Genomic DNA, 22,359 nt, shown 5'->3' with positions numbered 1-22,359 from the left:
GATGGAAACGCTGTTCTTTCGTCAGCCGCGACTGGTCGCTCTCACCATTCTTGTCATCGTCGCGGCGGGGCTGTCTGCACTTGTCGGTATCGGACGCCAAGAAGACCCGACAATCACCAACATCTTTGCCACGGTTACGACAGTCTATCCCGGTGCTGATCCCGCACGTGTCGAAGCGTTGGTGACGGAAAAGATTGAAGAGGAATTGAGAGAAGTGGAAGAGATCGATGTGATCGAGTCCACTTCCGGTTCGTCGATTTCGATCATCCAGATCGAATTGCTCGATACCTTGTCGGAAGAGGTGATCGAACAGACCTGGTCCGAAATCCGTGACAAGATTTCAGATGCGACACGGGAGTTTCCGCAAAGTGTACAGGAGCCAGAGTTTGACACGGAAGGTGCAGGGGCCTTCGCGTCGATCAGTGCGCTCATCCCCAAACATGACAATGTCAGCCAGGCGGTCATGCTGCGCTATGCCGAAACGCTCTCCGACATTTTGCGGAATGCGCCGGGGACAAAACAGGTTGAGATTTTCGGGGGCATCGATGAGGAAATTCTGGTTCGGATCGACCCGGCCCTGCTGACATCACTTTCGTTGACGGCGGATCAGGTCTCTTCGGCGATCAATGCGGCGGATGCCAAGGTGCAGGCCGGTCGCCTGCGCAATTCCGAGCAAGAATTCCTGATCGAGGTTGAGGGCGAAATCGCTACCCTCGACCGCATTCGCCAGATCCCGGTTTCCACAGGCACTTCGGGAATTGTTACACGAATTGGCGATATTGCGAGTGTGAGCAAGGGAATCCGGCAGCCTGCCGAGGAACAGGCCTATTCGGATGGCCGTCCTGCGTTGTTGATTGCTGCCAAGATTTCTGACGGACTGCAGGTCGACACCTGGATGGGGCGGGTCCGGGACAGGCTCACACAGTTTGAACGCGACATGCCGTATTCCATCGAACACCGCCTGGTATTCGATCAAAGCACTTACACCATCAATCGCCTGTCGAACGTGGGCGTCAACATTGCCATCGGCATGTCGCTGGTGGTGGTCGTGTTGCTGGTGACAATGGGAATGCGTTCTGCCTTGATCGTCGCCATGGTTTTGCCGGTCGTTTCCCTCGCCTCGTTTTCGACTATGAGCATGATTGGCTTGCCCCTGCACCAGATGTCTTTGACGGGAATGATCGTTGCTCTGGGGTTGCTGGTTGACGCCGGTATCGTGATGACGGACGAAATCGGTCAGGCTCTGGACAAAGGCTTGTCGCGGCGAGAGGCCGTCGGCAAGGCGGTTCGCCGTCTGTTTGCGCCGCTCCTTGCCTCCACGGTGACCACCGCTCTTTCCTTCATGCCCATGGTCCTCTTGCCGGGGCCTCCAGGCGACTTCGTCGGCTCCATTGCAATTGCGGTAATCGTGATGCTGCTCTGGTCCTTTGTCGTGGCCGTAACGTTGACGGCGGCAATTGCCGGCTGGGTACTGCCTGCCGGCGGTGGAAGCAAAAAGAAGAAGTCGCTTCGGCTGCTGTCGATTGTGTCTGTACCCTTTCGGTACTCGCTGAAGCTGGCTATGCGAAACCCGGCGAGCTCCGTTGCCTATGCGCTCATACTGCCTGTTGTCGGCTTTCTGAGCATGCCCACCTTGACCGCACAGTTTTTCCCGGGCGTCGACAGGGACCAGTTTCATATCGAGGTTGAACTTGCTGACGGAACAGCGATCGCTCAAACCTCGGCCACGGCGCTTGAAATCGACCGTTTTCTGTCCACCACTGACGGCGTTGAACAGGTTTCCTGGGTGGTCGGCAAAAGTGCGCCGGCTTTTTACTACAACATCGTCGGTAGCCGGGACCGGGCGCCCGCGTTTGCGCAAGCCCTGGTCACGTCAAGCTCGGCTGAAGCCACAACGAATCTGGTGCCAAAGCTTCAGGCGGATCTTTCTAGCCGTTTTCCTGAAGCGCGCATTCTGGTGCGTGACCTGGTGCAGGGACCGCCTGTTGATGCGCCTGTCGAATTGCGGTTGGTGGGGACATCGCTTGAGGTTCTGCGGGAGCAGGGAGACGCCATTCGACAGCTGGCCGCTAATGTCGACGAGATCACGGTCGTCAGGACGACACTGGACGGTGGAGCGCCCAAGCTGAAGTTTGAAGTCAACGAAGACAAGGCCCGCCTTGTTGGTCTTGGACTGTCGGACGTCGCACGCCAGTTGGAGGCGACCCTTGAAGGAGCAACCGGTGGAAGCTTGATCGAAAGCACGGAAGAACTTCCGATCAGGGTCCGAATTGGCGATGAAGCGCGGGGCAGCCTCGCAGAGATTACCAGCTTGCCGTTGCTCCCCTCAGGCGGAGTGTCGGGAGAAGCGGACTATGAAGGTGTGCCGCTTTCTGCGATTGCAGATATCCGCATTGAACCCTCTGAGGGACAGATCAACCGCCGCAACGGCGAACGCACCAACACGATACAGGCCTTCGTTCAATATGGCGTGCTTCCGGAAGAAGCCCTCAAGACCCTGCAGGCCCGGATGGATGCAGCAGGGTATTCCCTGCCTGACGGATACCGGATTGAAACCGGCGGCGATTCCGATGCGCGCAATGAAACGCTGACAAATCTTATCGGATCGCTGGGCCTCATCGTTCCCTTGTCCATTGCTGCGATTGTCTTGACGTTCAACTCGTTCCGTCTGTCCGTAGTGACCTTCATGGTCGCCATTTTGTCGGCGGGCCTGAGCATTCTCTCACTTGCCGTCTTTCAATACCCTTTCGGCATCAATGCGATCATTGGTGTGATTGGCTCGATCGGCGTGTCGATCAATGCCGCGATCATCATTCTGACCGGGATGCAGCAGAACCAGAACGCGGTGAACGGCGACAGCGAGGCTATGGTTGACGTCGTAATGGGATCCAGTCGTCACATCGTTTCCACCACGCTGACAACCTTTGGCGGTTTCCTTCCATTAATCCTGGATGGAGGCGGCTTCTGGCCACCTTTTGCCATGTCCATTGCCGGTGGTGTTCTGCTGTCGACGGTAATCTCGTTCTATTTTGCACCTCCCATGTTCGCGTTGGTCTACGCCCGGCGGAAGGCGTCTATCAAGAATGCAATCGGAGGGCCGCACACGGACGAACAGAGCCCGGATGGCCTGGCTTCAAACTGGAGCAACGACAATCGTCAGGTCTCGGTCGCAGCAGAGTAAGATGTAACGAAGAAACGCGATCTCAAGTGACGGCGCGATGGAAACTCTATTTTCCGGCGTTTGTCTAACGACTGCTCCAACGCGAAAAGAGCGACGTCGACAGGGCGCGGTTGCCGGTCTCTTCGCGGATGACGAGTTCGCCCGATTCCAGCAAGCCGCCCTGGGCATCAAGCGTTTCTGCCATCAGCTCGTGAATGGAGACAAAGCTGGAGCGAATGGCGTAGGCCGTCAATATCATGAAGAGAGCATCGTCGCTCAGCAGCTTCTGCAAGTCGCTCAGCATCCCGGGCAAACTGGTGTAAAGGTCCCAAACTTCGCCCTTGGGCCCCCGGCCATATTTCGGCGGGTCCAGGATGATACCGTCATAGGTGTTGCCGCGGCGGACTTCGCGGGCAACGAACTTGGACGCGTCTTCGCAAATCCAGCGGATCGGGAGGTCTTCAAGTTCGGATAGGGCCTGGTTTTCCCTTGCGTATCCGATCGCCTTCTTGGAAGCGTCCACATGGGTTACCTGGGCACCCTCCGTTGCCGGCAAGAGCGATGCCAGACCGGTATATCCAAAGAGGTTCAGGATTTTCAGCGGCTTATCCGGAGAACGTTTCTTCTCTGCGCGAACTTTGCTGTTGACCCAATCCCAATGCGCGGCTTGTTCGGGGAAGACGCCAACATGCCGAAATGACATGAAACGGCCATTGTATCGCACCGGACCAAATGACATTTCCCATGTTTCCGGAACATTGCCGGAAAATTTCCAGCGGCCGGGTCCCTCTTCTTCCGTGTCACCTGAAAAGACAGCGTCTGCACGGTCCCAGGAGGTATCCTTCAGGCGCCGCGCACCCATGGCCTGCGGTTCCGGCCGCACGATTGTGAACCGGCCATAACGCTCCAGCTTTTGGCCGCTGCCCATGTCGAGGAGTTTGTAGTCCTTCCAGCCGTTTGTTTCCAAAACAACTGGCCAGGACTGACTCGGGGGCTTGCCGGTCGGGGCAAAGGAGGAGGCGTTGGTCTGGTCCGCCACTTTTGTCTCTCTGACGTCAGATGAAAGGAGGCTTTCCGCCTTAGTCGCGTATCGCGCCAAGGTCAACGCCTGACGAGCGCCCGAAAATGAAAAAAGGGTCGGAAGCGACTTGCGCTTCCGACCCTTTTCAGGAAATGCAATTGAAATCAGGCCGCGGCCACTTCCGATAGGAACTGTTCGACTTCCTGTTTCAGTTCGCCCGTCTTCTCAGTCAGTTCACCGGAAGCCGATAGAACCATGTCGGCCGAGGAGGACGTTTGATCGACCGCCTGTGACAGCTCCGACATGGACGAGGACACTGCACCCGTGCCTTCTGCAGCGCGCTGGACGTTCTGCGAAATTTCCGCAGTGGCCGCACCTTGTTGCTCCACGGCCGAGGCGATCGCAGTGGTGTAGGAGTTGACTTCCGTCATCGTCTCGGCGATTTCGCCGATGGCAACGACAGATTCCTTGGTCGCGTTCTGGATTTCTGTGATCTGCGAGCTGATTTCTTCGGTTGCCTTTGACGTCTGGGTCGCAAGTTCCTTGACTTCAGCGGCAACGACCGCAAAACCCTTGCCGGCTTCACCAGCGCGGGCAGCTTCGATGGTCGCGTTGAGTGCGAGCAGATTGGTCTGTTCCGCGATCGCCTGAATAAGCGTCACGACTTCACCGATCTTGTTGGCAGCTTCTGCCAGACCTTCAACCTTTTCGTTGGTGACCCGAGTGCCTGTGGTTGCCCGGTCGACGATCTCGGTAGTCTGAGAAACCTGGCGGGATATCTCACCAATCGATGCCGCGAGTTCTTCTGCTGCGCTCGCAACGGTCTGCACATTGTTGGTCGTCTCATTGGAGGCCGACTGCGTTTCGGAGGCATAACCTGCGCTGTCGCGCGCGATTTCGGTCAACGCCTGTGCAGTTGAGTCCAGGCTGCCGGCCGTTGCTTCGACAGACCCAAGTGCGTCTTCAGCCGTGGAGCGGAAGCTCTGGATCAGGTTGTCAATGCGCTGCTGACGCTCCTGGCGAGAGGCTTCTTCGTTGGCATTGTGTGCCTGAAGTTCTGCGCGTTCAACGGCGTTGTCACGGAAAACCTGGACGGTACGGCTCATGTCGCCGATTTCGTCACCACGGTCGAGGCCCGGAATGTGCACTTCATTGTCGCCATCGGCCAGGCGTGCCATCACGTTGGTAATGGTGCGGATCGGGCGTGTGATCGCAAGGTTGAGTACAAAGGCAAGTCCGATGCCGCCGAGAATGGCAAGCAGGATGGTAATGGCAATCTGGACTTCCGCCGAGCTCGATGCAGTCTTGGCCTGCTCGGACTGAACTTCGGAAATCGCCGAGATGTCGGCACTGACCTTACGGGTCAGGTTGTCGAGTTGCTTTCTTTGACCTGCGAGGCTCTCCTTCGTGGCGCGCATTTCCATGAACGATTTGTCCAGGGTCGCGATCGATGTCGGAATTGCATTGATTGCGTCGGCCGCAGCTGGCAATACCTTGGAGTACTTGACCAGGTCTGCTTCCAGTTTGGAAAGACCGGCGATGCTTTCTTCAACCTTCGTCGGGTCGGTGGTGCCAAAGGCGCCGAAGAGCAACAGCGTTTCTGCACGCGCTCCAATCGATAGCTGGTTCAGGTTGGTGGCCTTGTCGGCAATCGTCCGGATGGTCGCAAGGCGCGTTGCAGCTGTCAGGGCATCTGTTTTGGCCTTTGAGACAACCGGGTTGACCTGACCCAGGATTTCATTTGTCAGGACATCCATGCCTTCAATATTCGTGCCGACTGCCAGACGAGCCTCATAACCTTCCGAAAAACCAAGATCGGTTGTCAGCTTTTCGAGCGAGACAAGCAGGTTTTTGGCCTGCGCCGCCAGTTTGCTGACGGTTTTGCTGTCGATGCCCTCGATCTGCTTGTACTTCATCTGCTTGGTGTCGCTGACGAGCCCGCGCGCAATTCCAATGGAAGCGGTCAGGTCATCACCTTCAATGTTGCCGCTACCCTTCAGGTAGAACATGTGAATTTTCACGACATCGTCTTTGAGTGTGAAAACGCCTCTTTCAAGCTGATTGGCATCATCCAGCCGTCCATCGGCCGAGAATGCCTCGGCACTGACCTGTTTTTCTTCTGTCAAAACAGCGTCGGTAATGACTGCGGCAAGTGCGCCCAGATCGTCGGTGCTCTTTTGAAGCGTCGCCAGACGTTCGGCCTGCTGTTTGGTCTCATCGACAACTTGACCGAAGGTGGTTGCAAACTCTGCGACCGCTTCTTGCGCGCCGGCAAGCTGGCTTGCTGCCTGCGGGTCGTTGGCGACCTCTGTCGACAGGACATCGAGAGACTTCTTGAGTTCAACAATCTTGCTGCTCACGGACTGGCCAAGTTCCGAAGTCGGATTGTTGAGGTAGTCTTCGCGTTCAAGCGACGTCGCCTGCACCTGGCTTGCGACCTGCGCCGCAAGATCTGCCACGACAAAACGGGATGAAAGCTTATGCAATGCCAGGAAACCGACACCGCCTACCACCGCGGTTAGCAGCAGCACAGCCAGAAAACCTCCGCCGACCTTGAACCCGAATTTCAGGTCGACCAGAATTTTCAGAATTCGATTCATTTGATCCCCACACAGCTGGATAATCAGCATAATTGTTTAGGCACTATTACGCGGGGCAATGAATATTAGGTAAATCCTCTTCGGAGATGCAGGTCTTTCCTAGATTAAAATAATAATTCAGGATTCTAAACGAATCTGCACAGGATTGTTTCTTATATTGATCAAATAAATCAATTTAAGAGTGTGTTCCAAGTTTATACATGCTGCCCGCCGTTTATGTGTATTTCGGAGCCGCTGACATAAGACGAGCTTTCAGAACACAGATAGAAGATCGTATCGGCAACTTCCTCCGTTCGGCCAAGCCGGCGCAGAGGTATATCCTCAATGAGCTTTTCCGTTCCGGGTGACAGGATCGAAGTATCGATTTCCCCCGGTGCAATGGCATTGACGCGAATACCATAAGGTCCGAAGTCCGAGGCCATCTCCCGGGTCAGCGATGCGAGCGCAGCCTTTGAAGTCGCATAGGCGGTGCCGGCGAATGGATGAACCCGCATGCCTGCAATCGAGGTTACGTTCACAACGGATCCCTTTGTGCTCTTCAGCTCCTCAAACAAACCTCGGGCAAGCAGAATAGGTGCGAAGAAGTTGACCTGAAAAACAGTGCGCCATTCATGCATGGCGGTTGAGAGGGAATTGAGGCGCTCGCCTTCGGGCCCCTTGGGACTGATACCGGCATTGTTGACAAGTGCATTCAATCTGGAGCCGTTGGCCTCAAGCCTTTTGCGGATTTCCTGTGTTGCGTACCCAAGATTTTCAGGGTCGGACAGGTCAACCTGAATATGGTCCTCCGGTCCCATGGGCCACGGGCATTTGTCGGAGAAGGCCTGGCGGGAACAGGTGATGACCCGCCAGCCTTCTGACGAGAATTTTTTCACAGTCGCATGGCCGATGCCACGACTGGCTCCGGTCAGGACAAGTGTAGGGCGGGTGTCGTTTGCTTCGTTGACGCTCATACCGTGTCCTTAGCCGGAGTACAGAAGGCTCAGAAAAAGTTGACTTTTATAGTTGAGTTTAGTTATTGCGCTGGAAATCGTCCATGCCAATATGTCCCAATATGAGGACATGCACCGGATCCTGCAATGATCATTTGCTCATGTAACATTCTGTCCGAAAAGCAGCTTCGCGAAGCTGCGGAGGAAATGCGTGCGGATCCGAATGGGAAAGTGCCGACGCCGGGTGCTGTGTTTCGTCACCTGGGGTGCCGGCCAAAGTGCGGCAGCTGCTTTCCTTCTGTCATTGACATCATTCACAAGAAAGGCTCTGAAGAGGGTTCTGAGTCTGAGACCGAGCCTGCACCCGCAAAACGGGCAGCAAGCCGCTAGCCAGGAGAGGGCTAATGAAGGGCGATCCGCGCGTTATCGAGTATCTCAACAAGTCACTTCGTCATGAGTTGACTGTCGTCAATCAGTTCTGGGTGCATTCCCGGCTACTTGCCGACTGGGGTTTCCAAAAGCTGGCAGACAAGGAACTGGTGGAAGCCGACGAAGAGCGTCAGCATTCCCAGGAGCTGATCGACAGGATCATCTTTCTTGAGGGGCTCCCGAACCTTCAGACACTAGACCCGCTGAGAATTGGTCAGTCCTTGAAGGAATGTCTCGAGTGTGATCTGGCAGCTGAATATGTGGCGCGCGCCCTTTATAAGGAAGCCCGCGAAGTGTGCCGTGAGATCGGTGACTACGTTACAATGAGCCTTTTCGAGCGCCTTCTCGGTGATGAAGAAGGCCATATCGATTTTCTGGAAACACAATTGGAACTGATCGAGCAAATCGGCATCGACAATTATTCGCTTCTTCAGGCCAAGTCGGCGGATCAGGCTGAATAGTCGACAATCATCGGTTTCTATTGCTGCGGCTGCCCCGTCAATGGGCAGCCGTTTTTCGTTTCGTCTGCGCCAAGATGGTGCACCATACCACCGGCAGCGCGTGCGTCTTCCTCGTCATGGGTGACGAGCAGAACCGGTAATCCGTTTTTACGGGCAAGATCAAAAACGAGCTTTCGAACTTCGGATCTGCGTGAGTGGTCCAGGCTGGAAAAAGGTTCGTCCAGCAACAATGCTTCTGGCTGAGCAAGCAGTGTGCGCATGAGGGCAACCCGCGTTTGCTGGCCGCCGGACAAGGTGGCTGGATCCCGTGTTCCAAAGCCGGCGAGGCCCACGTCCGTAAGCGCTTGTTCTGCGAGTTCACGCCGTTTTTGCCGATTTTTGATTTCGGGGGGAATCGCGAAGATAAGATTCTGAAGAACCGACATATGTGGAAACAGCAAGGGCGATTGGAACATGAGGCCGATGTGCCGGTCCTGCGAGGCAACGTTTGACAGGTTACGTCCACGCAGGACAACGTCTCCCTGCGCCTCAAAGTCCGGTTTCAGGAAGCCTGCAATGAAATTGAGCAGGCTGGACTTGCCGCTGCCACTCTCCCCCATGATGGTAAGAATCGCGCCCGGTGGAATGTCACAGTCAATCGACAGCAATACCAATCCGTTCAGGCGAAGGGAAACGTTCTGAAGGATAAGACCGGATGCCGGGTCGGGTGCGATCATCGTGGATACTTATTTTCCAAGGCGCATGGCTGCGCGGTTGCGGTGGACAAGGGACGGCACCAGAGCTGCCAACAAAAAACCCATGAGTGGAACAATCAGCTGAAGCAGCGCATAGAGCGAGGCAAACTGGCGGTTGCCGCCGCTTGCGAGTGCAACACTTTCCGTTGTGATCGTGACAATCCGGCCAGCGCCAATCATGAGTGTCGGCAGGTACTGGCCAACCGAAACAGCGGCAGCAACTGCAATTGTAACCAGAACCGGTCGCAGAAGCAGCGGCAATTGAATTTTCCAGAACACTTTTGCCCGGGGTGCGCCGATAGACCTTGCTGCACGCGCGTAACGCGGGTCGAGTTGGTCCCAGGGGTCGCTCAAGGCGAGAAAGGCGTAGGGAAAGACAAAAATCAGATGGGACAGCAGAACAGCAAGGAGTGTTCCGCTCAAACCAAATAAAAGAAAAAGCATTTGAAGGCCGAAGAGAAACGCAATCTGCGGAACAAGGAGCGGCAGAAAGATGTAACTCTTCAACCGTTTGCTGACTGCAAGGTTGCGGTGGCTTCGTGCCTCCAGCAGCCAGAGGGTGAGCGACGTTGCCAATAAAGCGGAAACCACGGCAAGAAAAAGCGTCGCGGCGAGACTGCCGCTTCCCATCTGGACAGCATCAACCATCTTCGACAGGCTCCAGGCCTGAGGCAACACGGCCGGAAACCACCAGGATTTTGCGGCAGACCAAATGACCAATAAGCAGAGCGAGAGAACCATCACGATGATGATCAGCAGCATCGGCAAAAGGCTGAAGAAGCGACTGAAACCTTCCTGTCGAAACCGATGCCCGCTTTGATACTGGCGGTGTGCCAGAACACGCGCCAGTTTCTCCAGGCATAGGTAGATAACAAGTGCGCTCAGAGTTACGGCAAGCTGCAGCAGGGCTCCGGCGGATGCCATCAGGCGTTTGGTAAGGTCGGGATCGTTCATCCAGGCTACGAGCCGAGGTGCCAGGGGGGCGGAGTTGTCGGCCCCAGGATCGTTGCCACATCGACCACGGAAGTGGAATAGGCGACGACGGCGAGAATCGGCAGGCGGATCATGGGATAGACCTGCGGCAGGACGATCTTGAAGAAAGTCGCCATACGACCATAGCCCAGACCGGCGCCGGCTTTGAAAAATCCTGGGTTCTCGGCCTGTTCAGCGCCGCCAGCGTCATCAGAAAAAGAAACGGTACTTCCTTGGCGACAAGGCCGAACGTCATTGCCATACCGTAGGGGTCGTTCAGGATCAAAATGTCGGGTGGACGCGTCCATCCGGTCGCCCAAGGAGACACCAGCCGCACCACGAACCCCGATGGAGCTATCAGGAAGGCAAGTCCGATAGCTGCTGCTGCATGCGGGACAGATAGAAGTGGTGACAAGAACCGCGTCAAACGCCGAAACGTCTGCGTACCCGACCAACCTGCGGTGAAGATAAGCACGATCGCAAGCGAAAGCAGCGAAGCTGTCAATCCTGTCGACAGGCTGAGCAAAGCGGATGTCACGAGCCCGGGAGCTTCAAACAACTGCTGGAACGGTGCGAATGAGAATTGCCCGTAACCCAATGCTGGCAGATAACCGAATGCTGGAAGTGCCGTTCCCGCAAGGCCGGCAAGCACCGGGCCTGCCAGCAACACCGTTACGAGAATGGTAGGGGCGTCCACACGAAGCCGGGTTCCCTGCGACAAGCGATCAACCTCACTCGGCACCGTACCTCTGGACCCAGGCTTCTTCCAGGGCCTTGACCCAGCTAGGGTGTGGTTCGGGCAAGACCGGTCCAAGGTCTTCCGGCGACAAGATTGCCGGCCCAAGGTCCATGGTGTCGAACAAGGCCTTTTCATTTGCAGGCAGTCCTGCAACGTCGAGTACCGTCGGGTCTCCCCAGATTTCCGGTTCCTGCTTGCGTGTTTGTGCCATGGGGGACAGGAGGAAGTTCGCGAAGACTTGCGCGCCCTCCTGGGCAGAACTGTTGAAGGGGATGGCTACAAAGTGAGTGTTGCCGATCGTGCCGCCCTCAAAAACGAACGTTCGAACAGTCGGAGGCAGTTCGCCATTGGCAATCGCACCGGACGCATCACCTGGATTGAATGAAAAGGCAATGTCGAGTTCACCATCTGCAAGCAGTTGGCGCATATGAGAGGCGTTCTTGGGAAATGCCTGTCCTTCACGCCACAGCTGAGGGTGCAACTTATCAAGATAAGCAAACAGCGGTGCGACCGCTTCTTCAAATTGGGCCTTGTCTACCGGTTTGGAAAGCAGTTCGGCATTGGCGACCGTGCCTGCAAGAACCTGTTTCAGAAATGTCGTACCGTAAAAGTTGGGTGGCTGAGGATAGGCAAACCGTCCCGGATTGGCCGTTGCGTAAGCCAGAAGTTCGTCAAGAGATGCAGGAGGTGTTTCAAGGCGCGCACTGTCATGCATGAAGACAAGTTTCGCCATACCCCAAGGGCTTTCCTGACCATCGGTCGGGACAGTGAAATCAACCAGGACTGTCGGCTTGTTCTCTACATCGACATATGCCCAGTTCGGGAGGGTCTCCGCCCAACCAGGCGCAGCCAGAAGTTCGTTTTCCTTCATCGACGCGAAATTTTCGCCGTTGATCCAGATGAGGTCGACAGCACCACCAGAGGCCTTTCCGACCGATTTTTCCGACAGAACCTGGGAGACAACTGTCGCTGTGTCGCTGACTTTCACATGTATGACACGCACACCGTAGTCCCGCGCGACCTCACGAGCCGCCCATTGAATATAGGCGTTGATCCGAGGTTCTCCGCCCCAGGCATGGAAATAGACCGTCTGACCATTTGCTTTGTCCAGTAGGGCCTGCCAGGCAGGATCTTCCTGGGTTGCTTGAGCGAGTGCAGTCAAAGGCACTAGAACGAGCGCGAAAAGGCAAAGACCGGCGGCGAGAAGTCGAGTCATCTGAAGTCCTTTTGATCTGAACTGCGTTCCCCTCGCAAAGACGGTACGACACGGTCAAGACAAGGCTTTGTGAACCGGCGCTGCGAAGGCCATGCCATGCTCTGCGCGAAGTCTAGACCGGCAGCACATGCGTGTCCTTGATTTCCTCCATGACAGCATATGTATGCGTCTCCCGTACGCCTGGAAAGGCCAGCACCACATCCGACAAGAAGCTGCGATAGGCTTCCATATCCTTGACCCGGCTTTTCATGAGATAGTCGAAACCGCCGGCGACCATGTGACATTCAAGAATATCGGGGGAGCGTTCGACCGCGATCTTGAAAGCGTCAAAGATGTCCGGTGTCGTTCTTTCAAGACGAATTTCGACGAACACCAAAAGGCCCCGCTCAACCTTCTTGGGATCGAGGGTGGCTGAAAAACCTTCGATGTAGCCTTCGCGTATGAGACGCTTGGTCCGCTCAGCCGTCGCCGTTGGCGAGAGGCGAACGCGGTCTGACAGCTCGGTGTTGGTAATGCGTCCGTCTTCTTGCAGCGCCCTCAATATCCGCCGGTCAGTTGCATCAAGCATAGTGAATTACCTCTTGAAAATTTAATTTTGCCGGAGATAGCACGGAATATTGACAAAAAAATAGGGAATAAAGCCCAAGAATTTCGGATATTCTAGAGAAATGTATTGATCCATGTCCCGAAGAGGACGTTTGGGAGGTTTTCATGACTGCCACTGCTGCTGCTGTGAAGATGGGTTACGGTGACGATCTGGTTCCATTTCGCGCGGATTATGCGCCCGAGGACAGGGTGCTTGTCGAAGCACTCCTGAAAGAAGCTGCATCAGATCCCGTTGTCGAGAAGCTGATCGATCAGCGCGCGCGCGGGCTCATAGAGGATATGCGCTCCGTGCAGGTAGGGCTTGGCGGTGTCGAGGATTTCATGCGTGAGTTCGGCCTGACCACGCGTGAAGGTCTTGCGATGATGGTTCTGGCTGAAGCGCTGTTACGCGTGCCGGATGCGGAAACGGCAGACAAGCTGATTGAGGACAAGCTGGCAGCAGCCCGCTTTGACGAACCGTCAGACCAAAAATCCGACACCTGGCTGGTCTCCGCATCCTCCTGGGCCCTTGGGATCACCTCTCGTCTGCTGCATCCGGGTGATACGCCGCAGAGTATCCTGTCGAGCTTGGTCAAACGCATGGGCATGCCGACCGTCCGCGTGGCAACCCGCAAGGCGATGCAGCTTCTCGGGCATCAGTTTGTGTTGGGAGAAACCATTCAGAAAGCCCTGGAACGTGCGAAAGCACAGGAAGCCAAAGGTTACCGGTATTCCTACGACATGCTGGGTGAAGGCGCGCGCACGGCAAAGGATGCGGAACGCTACTTCCAGTCCTACGCCAATGCGATTGAGGCGATTGGCAGGTCTGCCGGTGACAAGGACCTGCCGGAGCGTCCGGGGATTTCAGTGAAGCTTTCAGCGCTCCACCCTCGCTATGAGGCGGTCAACGGTGACAGGGTGCGCGATGAGTTGCTGCCGCGACTGCGTGAATTGGTGCAAATGGCCAAGGACCGCAATCTCAATTTCACGATCGATGCCGAAGAAGCCGACCGACTTGAAATCTCGCTGGACGTCATAGCTGCATTGCTCGCCGATCCGGTTACCGCGAATTGGGATGGCTTCGGCCTGGCCGTGCAGGCCTATCAAAAACGCGGCGTGGAGATAATCGACTGGCTGGTGAAGGCCGCCAGAACGACAAAACGCAAGATGATGGTGCGCCTTGTAAAAGGCGCCTATTGGGACACGGAAATCAAGCACGCCCAGGAAAACGGTGCTGGCGGCTATCCGGTCTTCTCGCGAAAGGCTGCAACAGACCTTTCCTATTTGTGTTGCGCCAAGCGCATGCTCGCTGCCCGTGATGTGCTCTATCCGCAGTTCGCCACGCACAATGCCCTGACGGTTGCGCAGATCATCGAGCTGTCTGGCGGCAAGGCTGAAGGCTACGAGTTCCAACGCCTGCACGGTATGGGCGAAAGCCTCTACAAGTCCGTATGCGAGCGGGACGGTTTCCCTTGCCGCATTTATGCACCGGTGGGTGGTCACAAGGACCTTTTGGCCTATCTGGTTCGCCGGTTGTTGGAAAACGGTGCGAATTCATCCTTTGTCACCATTGTCGGCGACGCGTCGGTGCGGACGGAAGCCTTGCTGAAACGGCCAAAAGACATTCTGGACAATGGTCATCATTCCACAAACAGATCCATTCCCTTGCCGTCGGATCTTTATGGCGCAAGCCGGCAGAACTCCGACGGTATCGAATTCGGTCATGCGGCTGAACGCAGTCTCCTGGTTGAAGGCATGCGCAAGACCTCGGTTCCATTCACGCAAGCAGCACCGTTGGGCGCTGGGCTCTCGATCGGCGGTGATGCGCATCCTGTTTTTTCTCCCATGGACGGAACAACTCGCGTTGGAACGGTAAGATTTGCAAGCCAGGAAAACGCACAAGAGGCCGTCGCTGCAGCGAAGAAAGGCTTCGAAACCTGGTCGAGAAGGCCGGTGCATGAGCGGGCTGAAGCACTGAACAGGCTTGGTGATCTGCTGGAGGAAAACCGAGACCGGCTGATGATGATCCTGTCCATGGAAGCCGGAAAATGCCTGGCCGATGGTATCGCCGAGATTCGAGAGGCGGTCGATTTTTGCCGCTACTACGCCCACGAGGCGCGGACGCATTTCGGCGAAGGCAGGTTGATGCCGGGACCGACTGGTGAGGAGAACCGGTATCGCTATCGCGGCCGGGGTGTTTTTGTCTGTATTTCGCCCTGGAATTTCCCGTTGGCGATCTTCCTGGGTCAGATCAGTGCTGCGCTTCTGGGCGGCAATTCGGTTGTCGCCAAACCCGCAGAACAAACACCGCTGATTGCTTTTGAGACGGCAAAACTCATGTATGAAGCAGGTGTTCCGGAAGATGCCTTCTTTCTGTTACCGGGCGAGGGCGATGTCGGTGCCGCGCTCACCTCTCATCCTGATGTTGCCGGTGTGGCCTTTACCGGGTCGACCGAAACCGCCTGGGCAATAAACGGAACACTTGCTGCAAAGCGCGGGCCGATCGTACCGTTGATTGCCGAGACAGGCGGCATCAATGCAATGATCGTGGACGCGACCGCTTTGCCGGAACAGGTCTGCGACGATGTCATGATGTCCGCTTTCCGCTCGGCCGGCCAGCGCTGCTCCGCCTTGCGCCTGTTATACGTGCAGGAAGATGTCGCCGACACACTGCTCAGGATGCTGGAAGGTGCTGCGAAGGAACTCAAACTCGGGGACCCAAGATTGCCGTCAACGGATATAGGCCCGGTGATTGACGAGGAAGCGCGAGACAACATCATGGCACACATCCATGAAATGTCTGAAAGCCAGACGTTGCGATTTGCAGGCGATTTGCCGAGCGGCTCTCTCTCAAATGGGTCCTGGGTCTCACCGCATATTATCGAGCTGGATCAGGCAGAGGCGCTGTCTCGAGAAGTGTTCGGCCCCGTGCTGCACGTGGTGCGCTACAAAGCAAAAGACATTGATAAGGTTCTCGATCAGATCGCCGGCACCGGCTATGGCCTGACGCTTGGAGTGCATAGCCGCATCGATGCGACCGTGAAAAAGGTGGTCGACCGTTTGTCCGTTGGCAATGTTTATGTCAACCGCAACACCATCGGCGCTGTTGTCGGTACGCAACCCTTCGGCGGATCGGGTCTCTCCGGCACTGGTCCAAAGGCAGGTGGGCCGGTCTATCTCACCCGGTTCGCGCTGGAACAGGTGGTGTCGATCAACACAGCAGCAGCCGGTGGCAATGCAAGCCTGGTCGCCGCGTCGGATGATTGAACAAGCTTAGCGACACGCGTTGTCCCCGAAACCTCGCCCGCGATAGGGGACAATCAAAACAGGCAGGCTATTTCCCGCGCGGCTTCACCCGCCTTGTTGCTTCCGCAGACGTCGGATCATTCGGCCAGGGGTGCTTCGGGTAGCGTCCCTTCATGTCGGCCTTTACGTCTTTCCAGGACCCGGCCCAAAAACCGGGGAGGTCCTTGGTGATCTGGATCGGTCGCTGTGCGGGCGACAACAGTTCCAGGATCAGCGGCAGTTTGCCATCGCAAACGCTTGGATGGTGGGTCAGGCCGAAAAGTTCCTGAACGCGGATCGAAAGCGTCGGGCCCGCCACCGCACCGTAGTCAATGGGAACTTTGCTGCCGGTCGGGGCTGTGAAGTGCGAGGGAGCAAGCGCATCAAGATGCGCCATGGCATCGAAAGGAAGCAAGACGCTGAGGGCGTTGCCGAGCACGGCCGCGTCGATTGCGTTGGTCCGGGTGATGCCAGCCAGAAAGGGTTGCAGCCAGGTCTCCGGTGTTTCACCAAGAAACTCGTCTGAAAGGTCGGGCAGATCTGACGCGCCGTTTGAGCGAGCGTAGTCAACCCGTCGGCGAAGCCGCTGCTGGTCCTTGCTCCAGTCAAGACGAGCGACGCCACGGCGCCGTACTTCGTCGACAAGTGCTTTTTCGATTGCGTCCGAGTTCGGTGATTGAACGATAACCGATTGCAGCTCAACGGCTTTGTAGCGTTTTACACGCCTTGCTTTGATCGCGCCTTCCGCCGTCAGTTGGACTTCGTCGTCCTCAACAATGTCGTTAGCAAAGAGATCCTCGATATCCGTTCTGGAAATCGGCGCACAAAGCTGGATGCGGCCGTTGGCGGCTTTTCCCTGTATATCCGCGACGGTGAGAAACGGTTCAGCTGCAAGAACGTGGCTGATGTCAAGTTCAGCACCGCGTCCGTTGGCAAGGCGGAAGCGCCCGGTCTTGCCACGGGCCTGTGCTACACGGTCAGGATAAGCGAGCGCCAAAAGAAATCCGGTGCTTTCAAGGTCGACGCCCGATCCTGACCCACCGGCCTGGCGCAGCCAGCGCGCGGCGAGTGTTCGCCCGTCTCTGGCGCGTTGTCCCTTGTCGTTGCGTACTGATCGCAGTCGGGTGCGAAGATCGGGATCTCTGCCGCCAAGCCCCGGCTCTGAAAGCAGCAGTGCGATCAGTGCGGCTGTCATCCCGAGATCTCGCGCAATCCCCTCCAGCAGCATATGTGCAAGACGGGGGTGAAGCGGCAGGTTTGCAAGCGCCTTTCCCGCAGGCGTCAGGCGTCCGGCACGATCGAGGGCATGCAAATCGGAGAGCAGGTTTCTGGCCTCATTCCAGGCAGCTGCCGGCGGCGGATCCATGAAACTGAGACTTGTTGGGTCAAGCGTACCCCAGGCAGCGAGATCCAGAACCAGTCCGGTAAGATCCGCTTCCAAGATCTCCGGTGCTTCTGTTTCCGGTAGGGCCGCCGTCTGCGCCTCGTCCCAAAGCCGGTAGCAGATGCCAGGTTCGGTTCGGCCGGCTCGGCCGCGGCGTTGATCGGCTGTTGCCCTGGATACACGCACGGTTTCAAGGCGCGTCAAACCGGTTTGTGGTTCATATCTGGGGACCCTTGCAAGACCGCTGTCAATGACCACGCGCACGCCTTCAATGGTGAGCGAAGTCTGTGCGATGGCACTTGCCAGAACAATCTTGCAGGTGCCGGACGCTGCGGGCTTGATTGCCGCATCCTGCGCCTTGGAGTCCAGGCCGCCATAAAGCGGCGAAAGCGTGCAATCGGCGGGAAGATTACCCGCCAGAAGATCAGCGGTTCGTTTGATTTCTCCCTGGCCGGGAAGGAATACCAGGACCGATCCATTTTCCTCCTGCACGGCCTGCCGAACCATGCGTGCGATTTGAGGTTCTATGCGTTCCGTGGTTGACCGGCCGAGATAACGTGTTTCAACCGGAAAGCTGCGCCCTTTGCTTTCGATGACCGGAGCTGTTCCCAAGAGGTTTGCGACGCGGGCGGCATCCAGGGTGGCAGACATTGGCAGAAGGCGCAGATCGTCCCTGAGTGCAGACTGAACATCAAGTGCGAGAGCCAGACCCAGGTCGCCGTCAAGCGAGCGCTCATGAAATTCGTCAAAAAGAACTGCAGCCACACCTGTCAGTTCCGGATCTTCCAGTATCAGCCGGGTGAACACACCTTCGGTGACGACTTCGATCCGCGTCTTCGCGCTGATTTTGGAGTCCATGCGAACCCGGTAACCGACTGTTTCGCCCGGCTTTTCGCCCAGCTCTTTGGCCATGCGCCGCGCCGCTGCCCGGGCCGCCAGTCGGCGAGGTTCGAGAACCAGGATCTTGCCGTCACCGCGCCAGGGTACATCAAGAAGGGCAAGCGGAACACGCGTTGTCTTTCCAGCACCCGGTTCAGCAACAAGTACGGCATTCGCGCTTTTTTCAAGCGCGTGCAGCAGGTCCGGCAATACGCCGTCTATCGGCAATGCGGTCTTGAAGCCAAGTGCGGAAGACATGGCTTCAGGTCAATTGTCGTTGGCGGAAACCGGTCCGTTCCATTGCCGTCCCTGCATGTCCACAGCGAAGGCGTCCGGTGTTCTTGCAAAGGACGCAAGCCCTTCCAGCGCAGGATTTGGATGGCGAACAATGAAGGTCGGTATCTTGGCCATCAGGACCTCATGCGGCGCTTTGGCCTCGAATGCGGCCCGGAATTTGCCGTCAGTCAGAAATCGGGTGATCCGGGGTGTCACGCCACCGGTGAGATAAACCCCGCCACGGGACAAAACGGTCAGGGCGCAATCGCCGGCAACTCGGCCGAGGGCCCGTGCAAAGACTTCAAGCGTTTTGACGGCAACCGCGTCATTTTGTTCTGCCGCTTGCGTGATGCTTGCTGGTGTTTCCAATTGCCGCTCGGCCTGCATCCATTCTGCGACCGCGCGTGCAAGGCGGGGCAGTCCAGTGCCGCTGAGCAATTGTTCCGCGCCGATGCGGCCACCAACACGTTCGATATGCGGCCAGATTTCGAAGTCTTCCGTCGTAACGGGCCCGAGCTCCACGTGGCCGCCTTCACCAGGAACCGGTATCCAGGTCGCGGCAGCATGGATCATTGCAGCTGCCCCCAGTCCGGTGCCGGGGCCGAGTACAAACTTGGTGCTGGCCGGGCGGATCGCTCCGGATCCTACCTGTTCGACGTCTTCACCTGCATAGCCGGGCAGGGCGAGAGCCTGTGCTTCGAAATCATTCAGGACGACAACCTCTTCAAGGCCCAGTTCCGATATCATCTTCAGCGGTTCAATTACCCACGCCGCATTGGTCAGCGGAATTTTGTCGCCCGTAACGGGACCGGCTACCGCAATGATCGCTGTACGCGGTTTGATGTCTGTTTCCGGGAAAACGGTGCCACGAATTGCGGAACAGATATCGACATGGTCGGCGGTTGCTGTCTTGCCGCACATACGGGTCGGTGCGTCTGCTCCATCGACAAGCGCAAAGCGGGCATTCGTACCGCCAATGTCGGCGACCAGAACCGGATAGGCAAAAGCCTTGGAACTTTCAGGAAAACTCATGATGCTTTGGAGCCAACTTCAGGGGTCTCGGACGTTGTCTGCAGTCCGGTAAGGCGGGCGGAACGCAGTAAGATGTCAGCGGTTGATGGATTAAGAGCCATTGGCATGTCGTAAACGGTCGCAAGGCGCATCAAAGCCTTGACGTCGACATCGTGAGGCATGGGAGAAAGCGGGTCGACAAAAAAGATTAGGCCTTGCAATTTGCCTTCCGCGATCATGGCGCCGAGTTGCTGATCGCCTCCCAGCGGACCGCTTTTCAGCCTTGTCAGCTTGAGCGACGGGCAGGCCTCCAGAATACGGCCACCTGTCGTGCCCGTTCCCACCAGATCAAATGCTGCAAGCTTGTCCTCATGCCGCTTGGCAAACTCGACCATAGCGTCCTTTTTGGCATCGTGCGCAACAAGTGCGAGCGTAGCTGGCATGGAGTGTCCTTTTGTTCAGTGGCGTGCGGCGGGATGTGTTTAGCCCCATTGATCCGATTGCGCAAAGGCAGATCCGCAGTTTATGCAAGATCTGCGCGAATGTAATCGATTACTTCAGGCGTTGTACAAGGAAAAAAAGCCGCGCTCCGGTTGGGAGCACGGCCTTTGAAACTGGCGAAGACGTGGCTGGGTTAGTCGAAGAGGTCGCACCGGATGCGTTCGCGTCCCGAAGCTTTCTGGACAAGGGGTGCGGGCTTCGGCAAATGGAGCCCTGCAATTTCCATGACCAGCTTCATCCGGATTGCATCGGCAAACCCTTCCTGTGACCTGACAGGAATGGCAAAGGAGCCCGGGCCACCGATCACGCAGTCCTCGTAGTAATGATCGAGGTGCAGCATGGCCTGCCAGGTGTTCTTGTTGGATTTCATCATCAGCGGAAGGCCGTTGATCGTAACTCCTGCGGCGATCATGCGGTCACGCATCTCCGTCACGGAACCACCTTGGTTGTTCGGACCGTCCCCCGAAATGTCAATGACCTGGCGCAGGCCGGTATATTCGTTGCCTTGCACCAGTTGAACGGACTTTTCCAGGGCAGACGCTATAGATGTGCGCTGAACCTGCCTGAGCGGTGCCTCAGCGATCTTGGAAGCAAAATGAGAGGCAGAGGAGGCGTCTTGGATCACGGTCCATTCGGCGACGATGAAGTGTTCGTCAACGCCGCCCCATTCCATGTAGGTGACTGCAACTCGGCCGATGGGGCCAACTTGAATGGCGTCAAGAAATTCGCTTGATGTGAGCGCGGCAACATATCCGGCTCGCTGAACTTCCTGTTCTTCCGTATCCATGGATTGGGAGATGTCGACGGCCAGCACAAGTTCGACGTCGACTTCCTTGGCTGGGTCATAACTGTAGGCTGTCGAAGAGGTCAGGACCGGTCGAAAATCACGGGCGGCCGAAGGTGCGGCGAAAATAATGGCCGCACAGAAGAGGGACAGTATTGCAGAGACTGTCTGTGCACAGAGTTTCGTCAATTTGTCGAGACGCATTGTTTTCTCCTTATGTCAGCCTTTCGGCTGGTTGCCACGTCTCCCCTGTTATTTTGTCGTTGTATTCCTCATCTAAACATCCCTCGTAATTATTCACGAGGAACGGGCGAATGCCTTGGCTCAGCTTGATATTTTACTTAGCAAGCTACATGCCAACCGTAGCGTAATTCGGGTTGGCTGGCAAAATGAATGTGCACGGAGTGCGGCTTCTATCCACAGGTGGTGAGCCCGGGCTTGAATTGCTAGGCAAAATTTTCTGACCGGCCATCCGGCAATAGATTACCTATACGTAAGCTCATGAAATTACGGTTTGATCTGCTGTGTTTGATGGCTTCAATTTATTTTGAGCGACGGCATGGGGAGAAGAAAAACCGCGACTGTCGCAAGTGATCGCAAAGAAGGCGCTTTGGATGTGTCGCGTGGTCAAGCAAAATTGGTTAATCAAGTGTTAACCTTAAAGGGAAGTCGCTCAAATCCGAATTGAACATGGATCCCGTTCCAAAGCTGTATTTCAGCCTTTGTCTTTTGGTGGCAAAATAACTTGATTCCCGGTCTGAATGCTTGTGGGGATGCAGCTGCTTTGGCGTTTCCTTCGCGAAGGGTTCTGCCGGCCGAACGAGGAAGTTGGTCTCCCAGTTTGCCCCCATTGAACGACGATCTGTTAAGTCGAATGGCTCAGGCCAGAAGTTCCTTCTATGTCAATGAATGTGCCGCGTTGGCCGGTTTGTTCTTTAAGAATAAAGGCCTCGCGTGTTGCGGTAAGCCGATTGCGAAATGAAGGGGGCTGTCGGGTCCTTTTTGCGAAATCGGAGGGTGGGTCTCCGGTGAGGCGGCAGAATTTGCCCAATGACTGGGCAACATTTTCCGGCTTTTGTTGCAGATTGACGTTGTTTGGGCAGATTTTTCCGTCCCGTAGTCGGTGGCGCTCCTGCGATCTGCTGCTTTAAAATGCGCCCTTTGGCCAGAATTTCGGCAGTTTTTTAGTTGACGGCAGCAGCAAGGCTGGTCATGATCTGAATAAATTCTCACTATGTGAAGAATTTTTCGGTAACCCGGAAAGCCGGGCCCGCAAAGACAAGGCTCCAAAGAGAGCATGGCGCAGCCACCGCTTGCCTGAAAAGGGTGCGCGGCAGAGGGGAAGGTTTCGACGCGGATGCAGGCGCGCGACGACGACTGGACATCATAC

General features: G+C 56.4%; 16 protein-coding genes. 4 read left to right on the top strand and 12 right to left on the bottom strand.

What is annotated here, in order from left to right; translation table 11 throughout:
• Position 1 precedes the first annotated feature (1 nt).
• Positions 2 to 3,181, top strand: a complete 3,180-nt coding sequence (locus tag ACZ1HV_RS11575; protein WP_472718159.1) for an efflux RND transporter permease subunit — start codon at positions 2 to 4, stop codon at positions 3,179 to 3,181.
• 64 nt (positions 3,182 to 3,245) lie between these two features.
• On the opposite strand, the gene ACZ1HV_RS11570 is transcribed toward ACZ1HV_RS11575, so the two are convergent.
• From ACZ1HV_RS11570 to ACZ1HV_RS11560, 3 genes are all read right to left on the bottom strand, one after another.
• Entirely contained in the window at positions 3,246 to 4,199 is a 954-nt protein-coding gene (locus tag ACZ1HV_RS11570) for a class I SAM-dependent rRNA methyltransferase (RefSeq protein ID WP_472718158.1), read from the bottom strand.
• A gap of 146 nt (positions 4,200 to 4,345) precedes the next feature.
• Positions 4,346 to 6,781 carry a methyl-accepting chemotaxis protein gene (locus ACZ1HV_RS11565; RefSeq protein WP_298822096.1) on the bottom strand — a complete coding sequence of 812 codons (2,436 nt, stop codon included), beginning with the start codon at positions 6,779 to 6,781 and terminating at the stop codon, positions 4,346 to 4,348.
• Between the two features lie 194 nt (positions 6,782 to 6,975).
• Complete coding sequence (locus ACZ1HV_RS11560) at positions 6,976 to 7,734, bottom strand: SDR family oxidoreductase (protein WP_298822097.1); 759 nt, start codon at positions 7,732 to 7,734, stop codon at positions 6,976 to 6,978.
• A gap of 126 nt (positions 7,735 to 7,860) precedes the next feature.
• On the opposite strand from ACZ1HV_RS11560, the gene ACZ1HV_RS11555 reads away from it, so the two are divergent.
• A complete protein-coding gene (locus tag ACZ1HV_RS11555) occupies positions 7,861 to 8,103 on the top strand; it encodes a (2Fe-2S)-binding protein (RefSeq protein ID WP_298822098.1) in 243 nt (80 codons plus the stop codon).
• A 14-nt stretch (positions 8,104 to 8,117) separates the two neighbouring features.
• A complete protein-coding gene (gene bfr / locus ACZ1HV_RS11550; RefSeq protein WP_298822099.1) occupies positions 8,118 to 8,603 on the top strand; it encodes a bacterioferritin in 486 nt (161 codons plus the stop codon).
• Between the two features lie 17 nt (positions 8,604 to 8,620).
• Here the strand turns inward: bfr and ACZ1HV_RS11545 are convergent, their stop codons facing one another.
• The 5 genes from ACZ1HV_RS11545 to ACZ1HV_RS11525 all read right to left on the bottom strand — a co-directional run bounded on the left by ACZ1HV_RS11545 (position 8,621) and on the right by ACZ1HV_RS11525 (position 12,832).
• Positions 8,621 to 9,319, bottom strand: a complete 699-nt coding sequence (locus ACZ1HV_RS11545) for an ATP-binding cassette domain-containing protein (protein ID WP_472718157.1) — start codon at positions 9,317 to 9,319, stop codon at positions 8,621 to 8,623.
• A gap of 9 nt (positions 9,320 to 9,328) precedes the next feature.
• Positions 9,329 to 10,291 carry an ABC transporter permease subunit gene (locus ACZ1HV_RS11540; RefSeq protein ID WP_472718156.1) on the bottom strand — a complete coding sequence of 321 codons (963 nt, stop codon included), beginning with the start codon at positions 10,289 to 10,291 and terminating at the stop codon, positions 9,329 to 9,331.
• 109 nt (positions 10,292 to 10,400) lie between these two features.
• Entirely contained in the window at positions 10,401 to 11,051 is a 651-nt protein-coding gene (locus ACZ1HV_RS11535; RefSeq protein ID WP_472718155.1) for a hypothetical protein, read from the bottom strand.
• On the bottom strand, positions 11,041 to 12,264 hold the full coding sequence (locus ACZ1HV_RS11530) for an ABC transporter substrate-binding protein (protein ID WP_298822102.1): 1,224 nt from the start codon (positions 12,262 to 12,264) through the stop codon (positions 11,041 to 11,043). Before ACZ1HV_RS11530 ends, ACZ1HV_RS11535 begins: the two co-directional genes overlap by 11 nt.
• A gap of 112 nt (positions 12,265 to 12,376) precedes the next feature.
• Positions 12,377 to 12,832, bottom strand: a complete 456-nt coding sequence (locus ACZ1HV_RS11525; protein WP_298822103.1) for an Lrp/AsnC ligand binding domain-containing protein — start codon at positions 12,830 to 12,832, stop codon at positions 12,377 to 12,379.
• Positions 12,833 to 12,975: 143 nt separating this feature from the next.
• On the opposite strand from ACZ1HV_RS11525, the gene putA reads away from it, so the two are divergent.
• Positions 12,976 to 16,116: a bifunctional proline dehydrogenase/L-glutamate gamma-semialdehyde dehydrogenase PutA gene (gene putA, locus ACZ1HV_RS11520; protein ID WP_472718154.1), complete on the top strand. Its 3,141-nt coding sequence runs from the start codon at positions 12,976 to 12,978 to the stop codon at positions 16,114 to 16,116.
• A gap of 67 nt (positions 16,117 to 16,183) precedes the next feature.
• Here the strand turns inward: putA and hrpB are convergent, their stop codons facing one another.
• The 4 genes from hrpB to ACZ1HV_RS11500 form a co-directional block, all read right to left on the bottom strand.
• Positions 16,184 to 18,655, bottom strand: coding sequence for an ATP-dependent helicase HrpB (gene hrpB, locus ACZ1HV_RS11515; protein WP_472718153.1), 2,472 nt, complete (start codon positions 18,653 to 18,655; stop codon positions 16,184 to 16,186).
• Between the two features lie 9 nt (positions 18,656 to 18,664).
• Positions 18,665 to 19,705, bottom strand: a complete 1,041-nt coding sequence (locus ACZ1HV_RS11510) for an ROK family protein (protein WP_472718152.1) — start codon at positions 19,703 to 19,705, stop codon at positions 18,665 to 18,667.
• Positions 19,702 to 20,127: a methylglyoxal synthase gene (locus tag ACZ1HV_RS11505; protein WP_298822107.1), complete on the bottom strand. Its 426-nt coding sequence runs from the start codon at positions 20,125 to 20,127 to the stop codon at positions 19,702 to 19,704. Before ACZ1HV_RS11505 ends, ACZ1HV_RS11510 begins: the two co-directional genes overlap by 4 nt.
• 191 nt (positions 20,128 to 20,318) lie before the next feature.
• Positions 20,319 to 21,173 (bottom strand): DUF1194 domain-containing protein, encoded by an 855-nt coding sequence (locus ACZ1HV_RS11500; RefSeq protein ID WP_298822108.1) that lies wholly within the window; start codon positions 21,171 to 21,173, stop codon positions 20,319 to 20,321.
• Positions 21,174 to 22,359 lie beyond the last annotated feature (1,186 nt).

Source organism: Roseibium sp. JB4-4 (assembly GCF_055693425.1).
The sequence above is the reverse complement of the archived record's forward strand: the minus strand, read 5'-3'. Positions and strand labels throughout refer to the sequence as shown.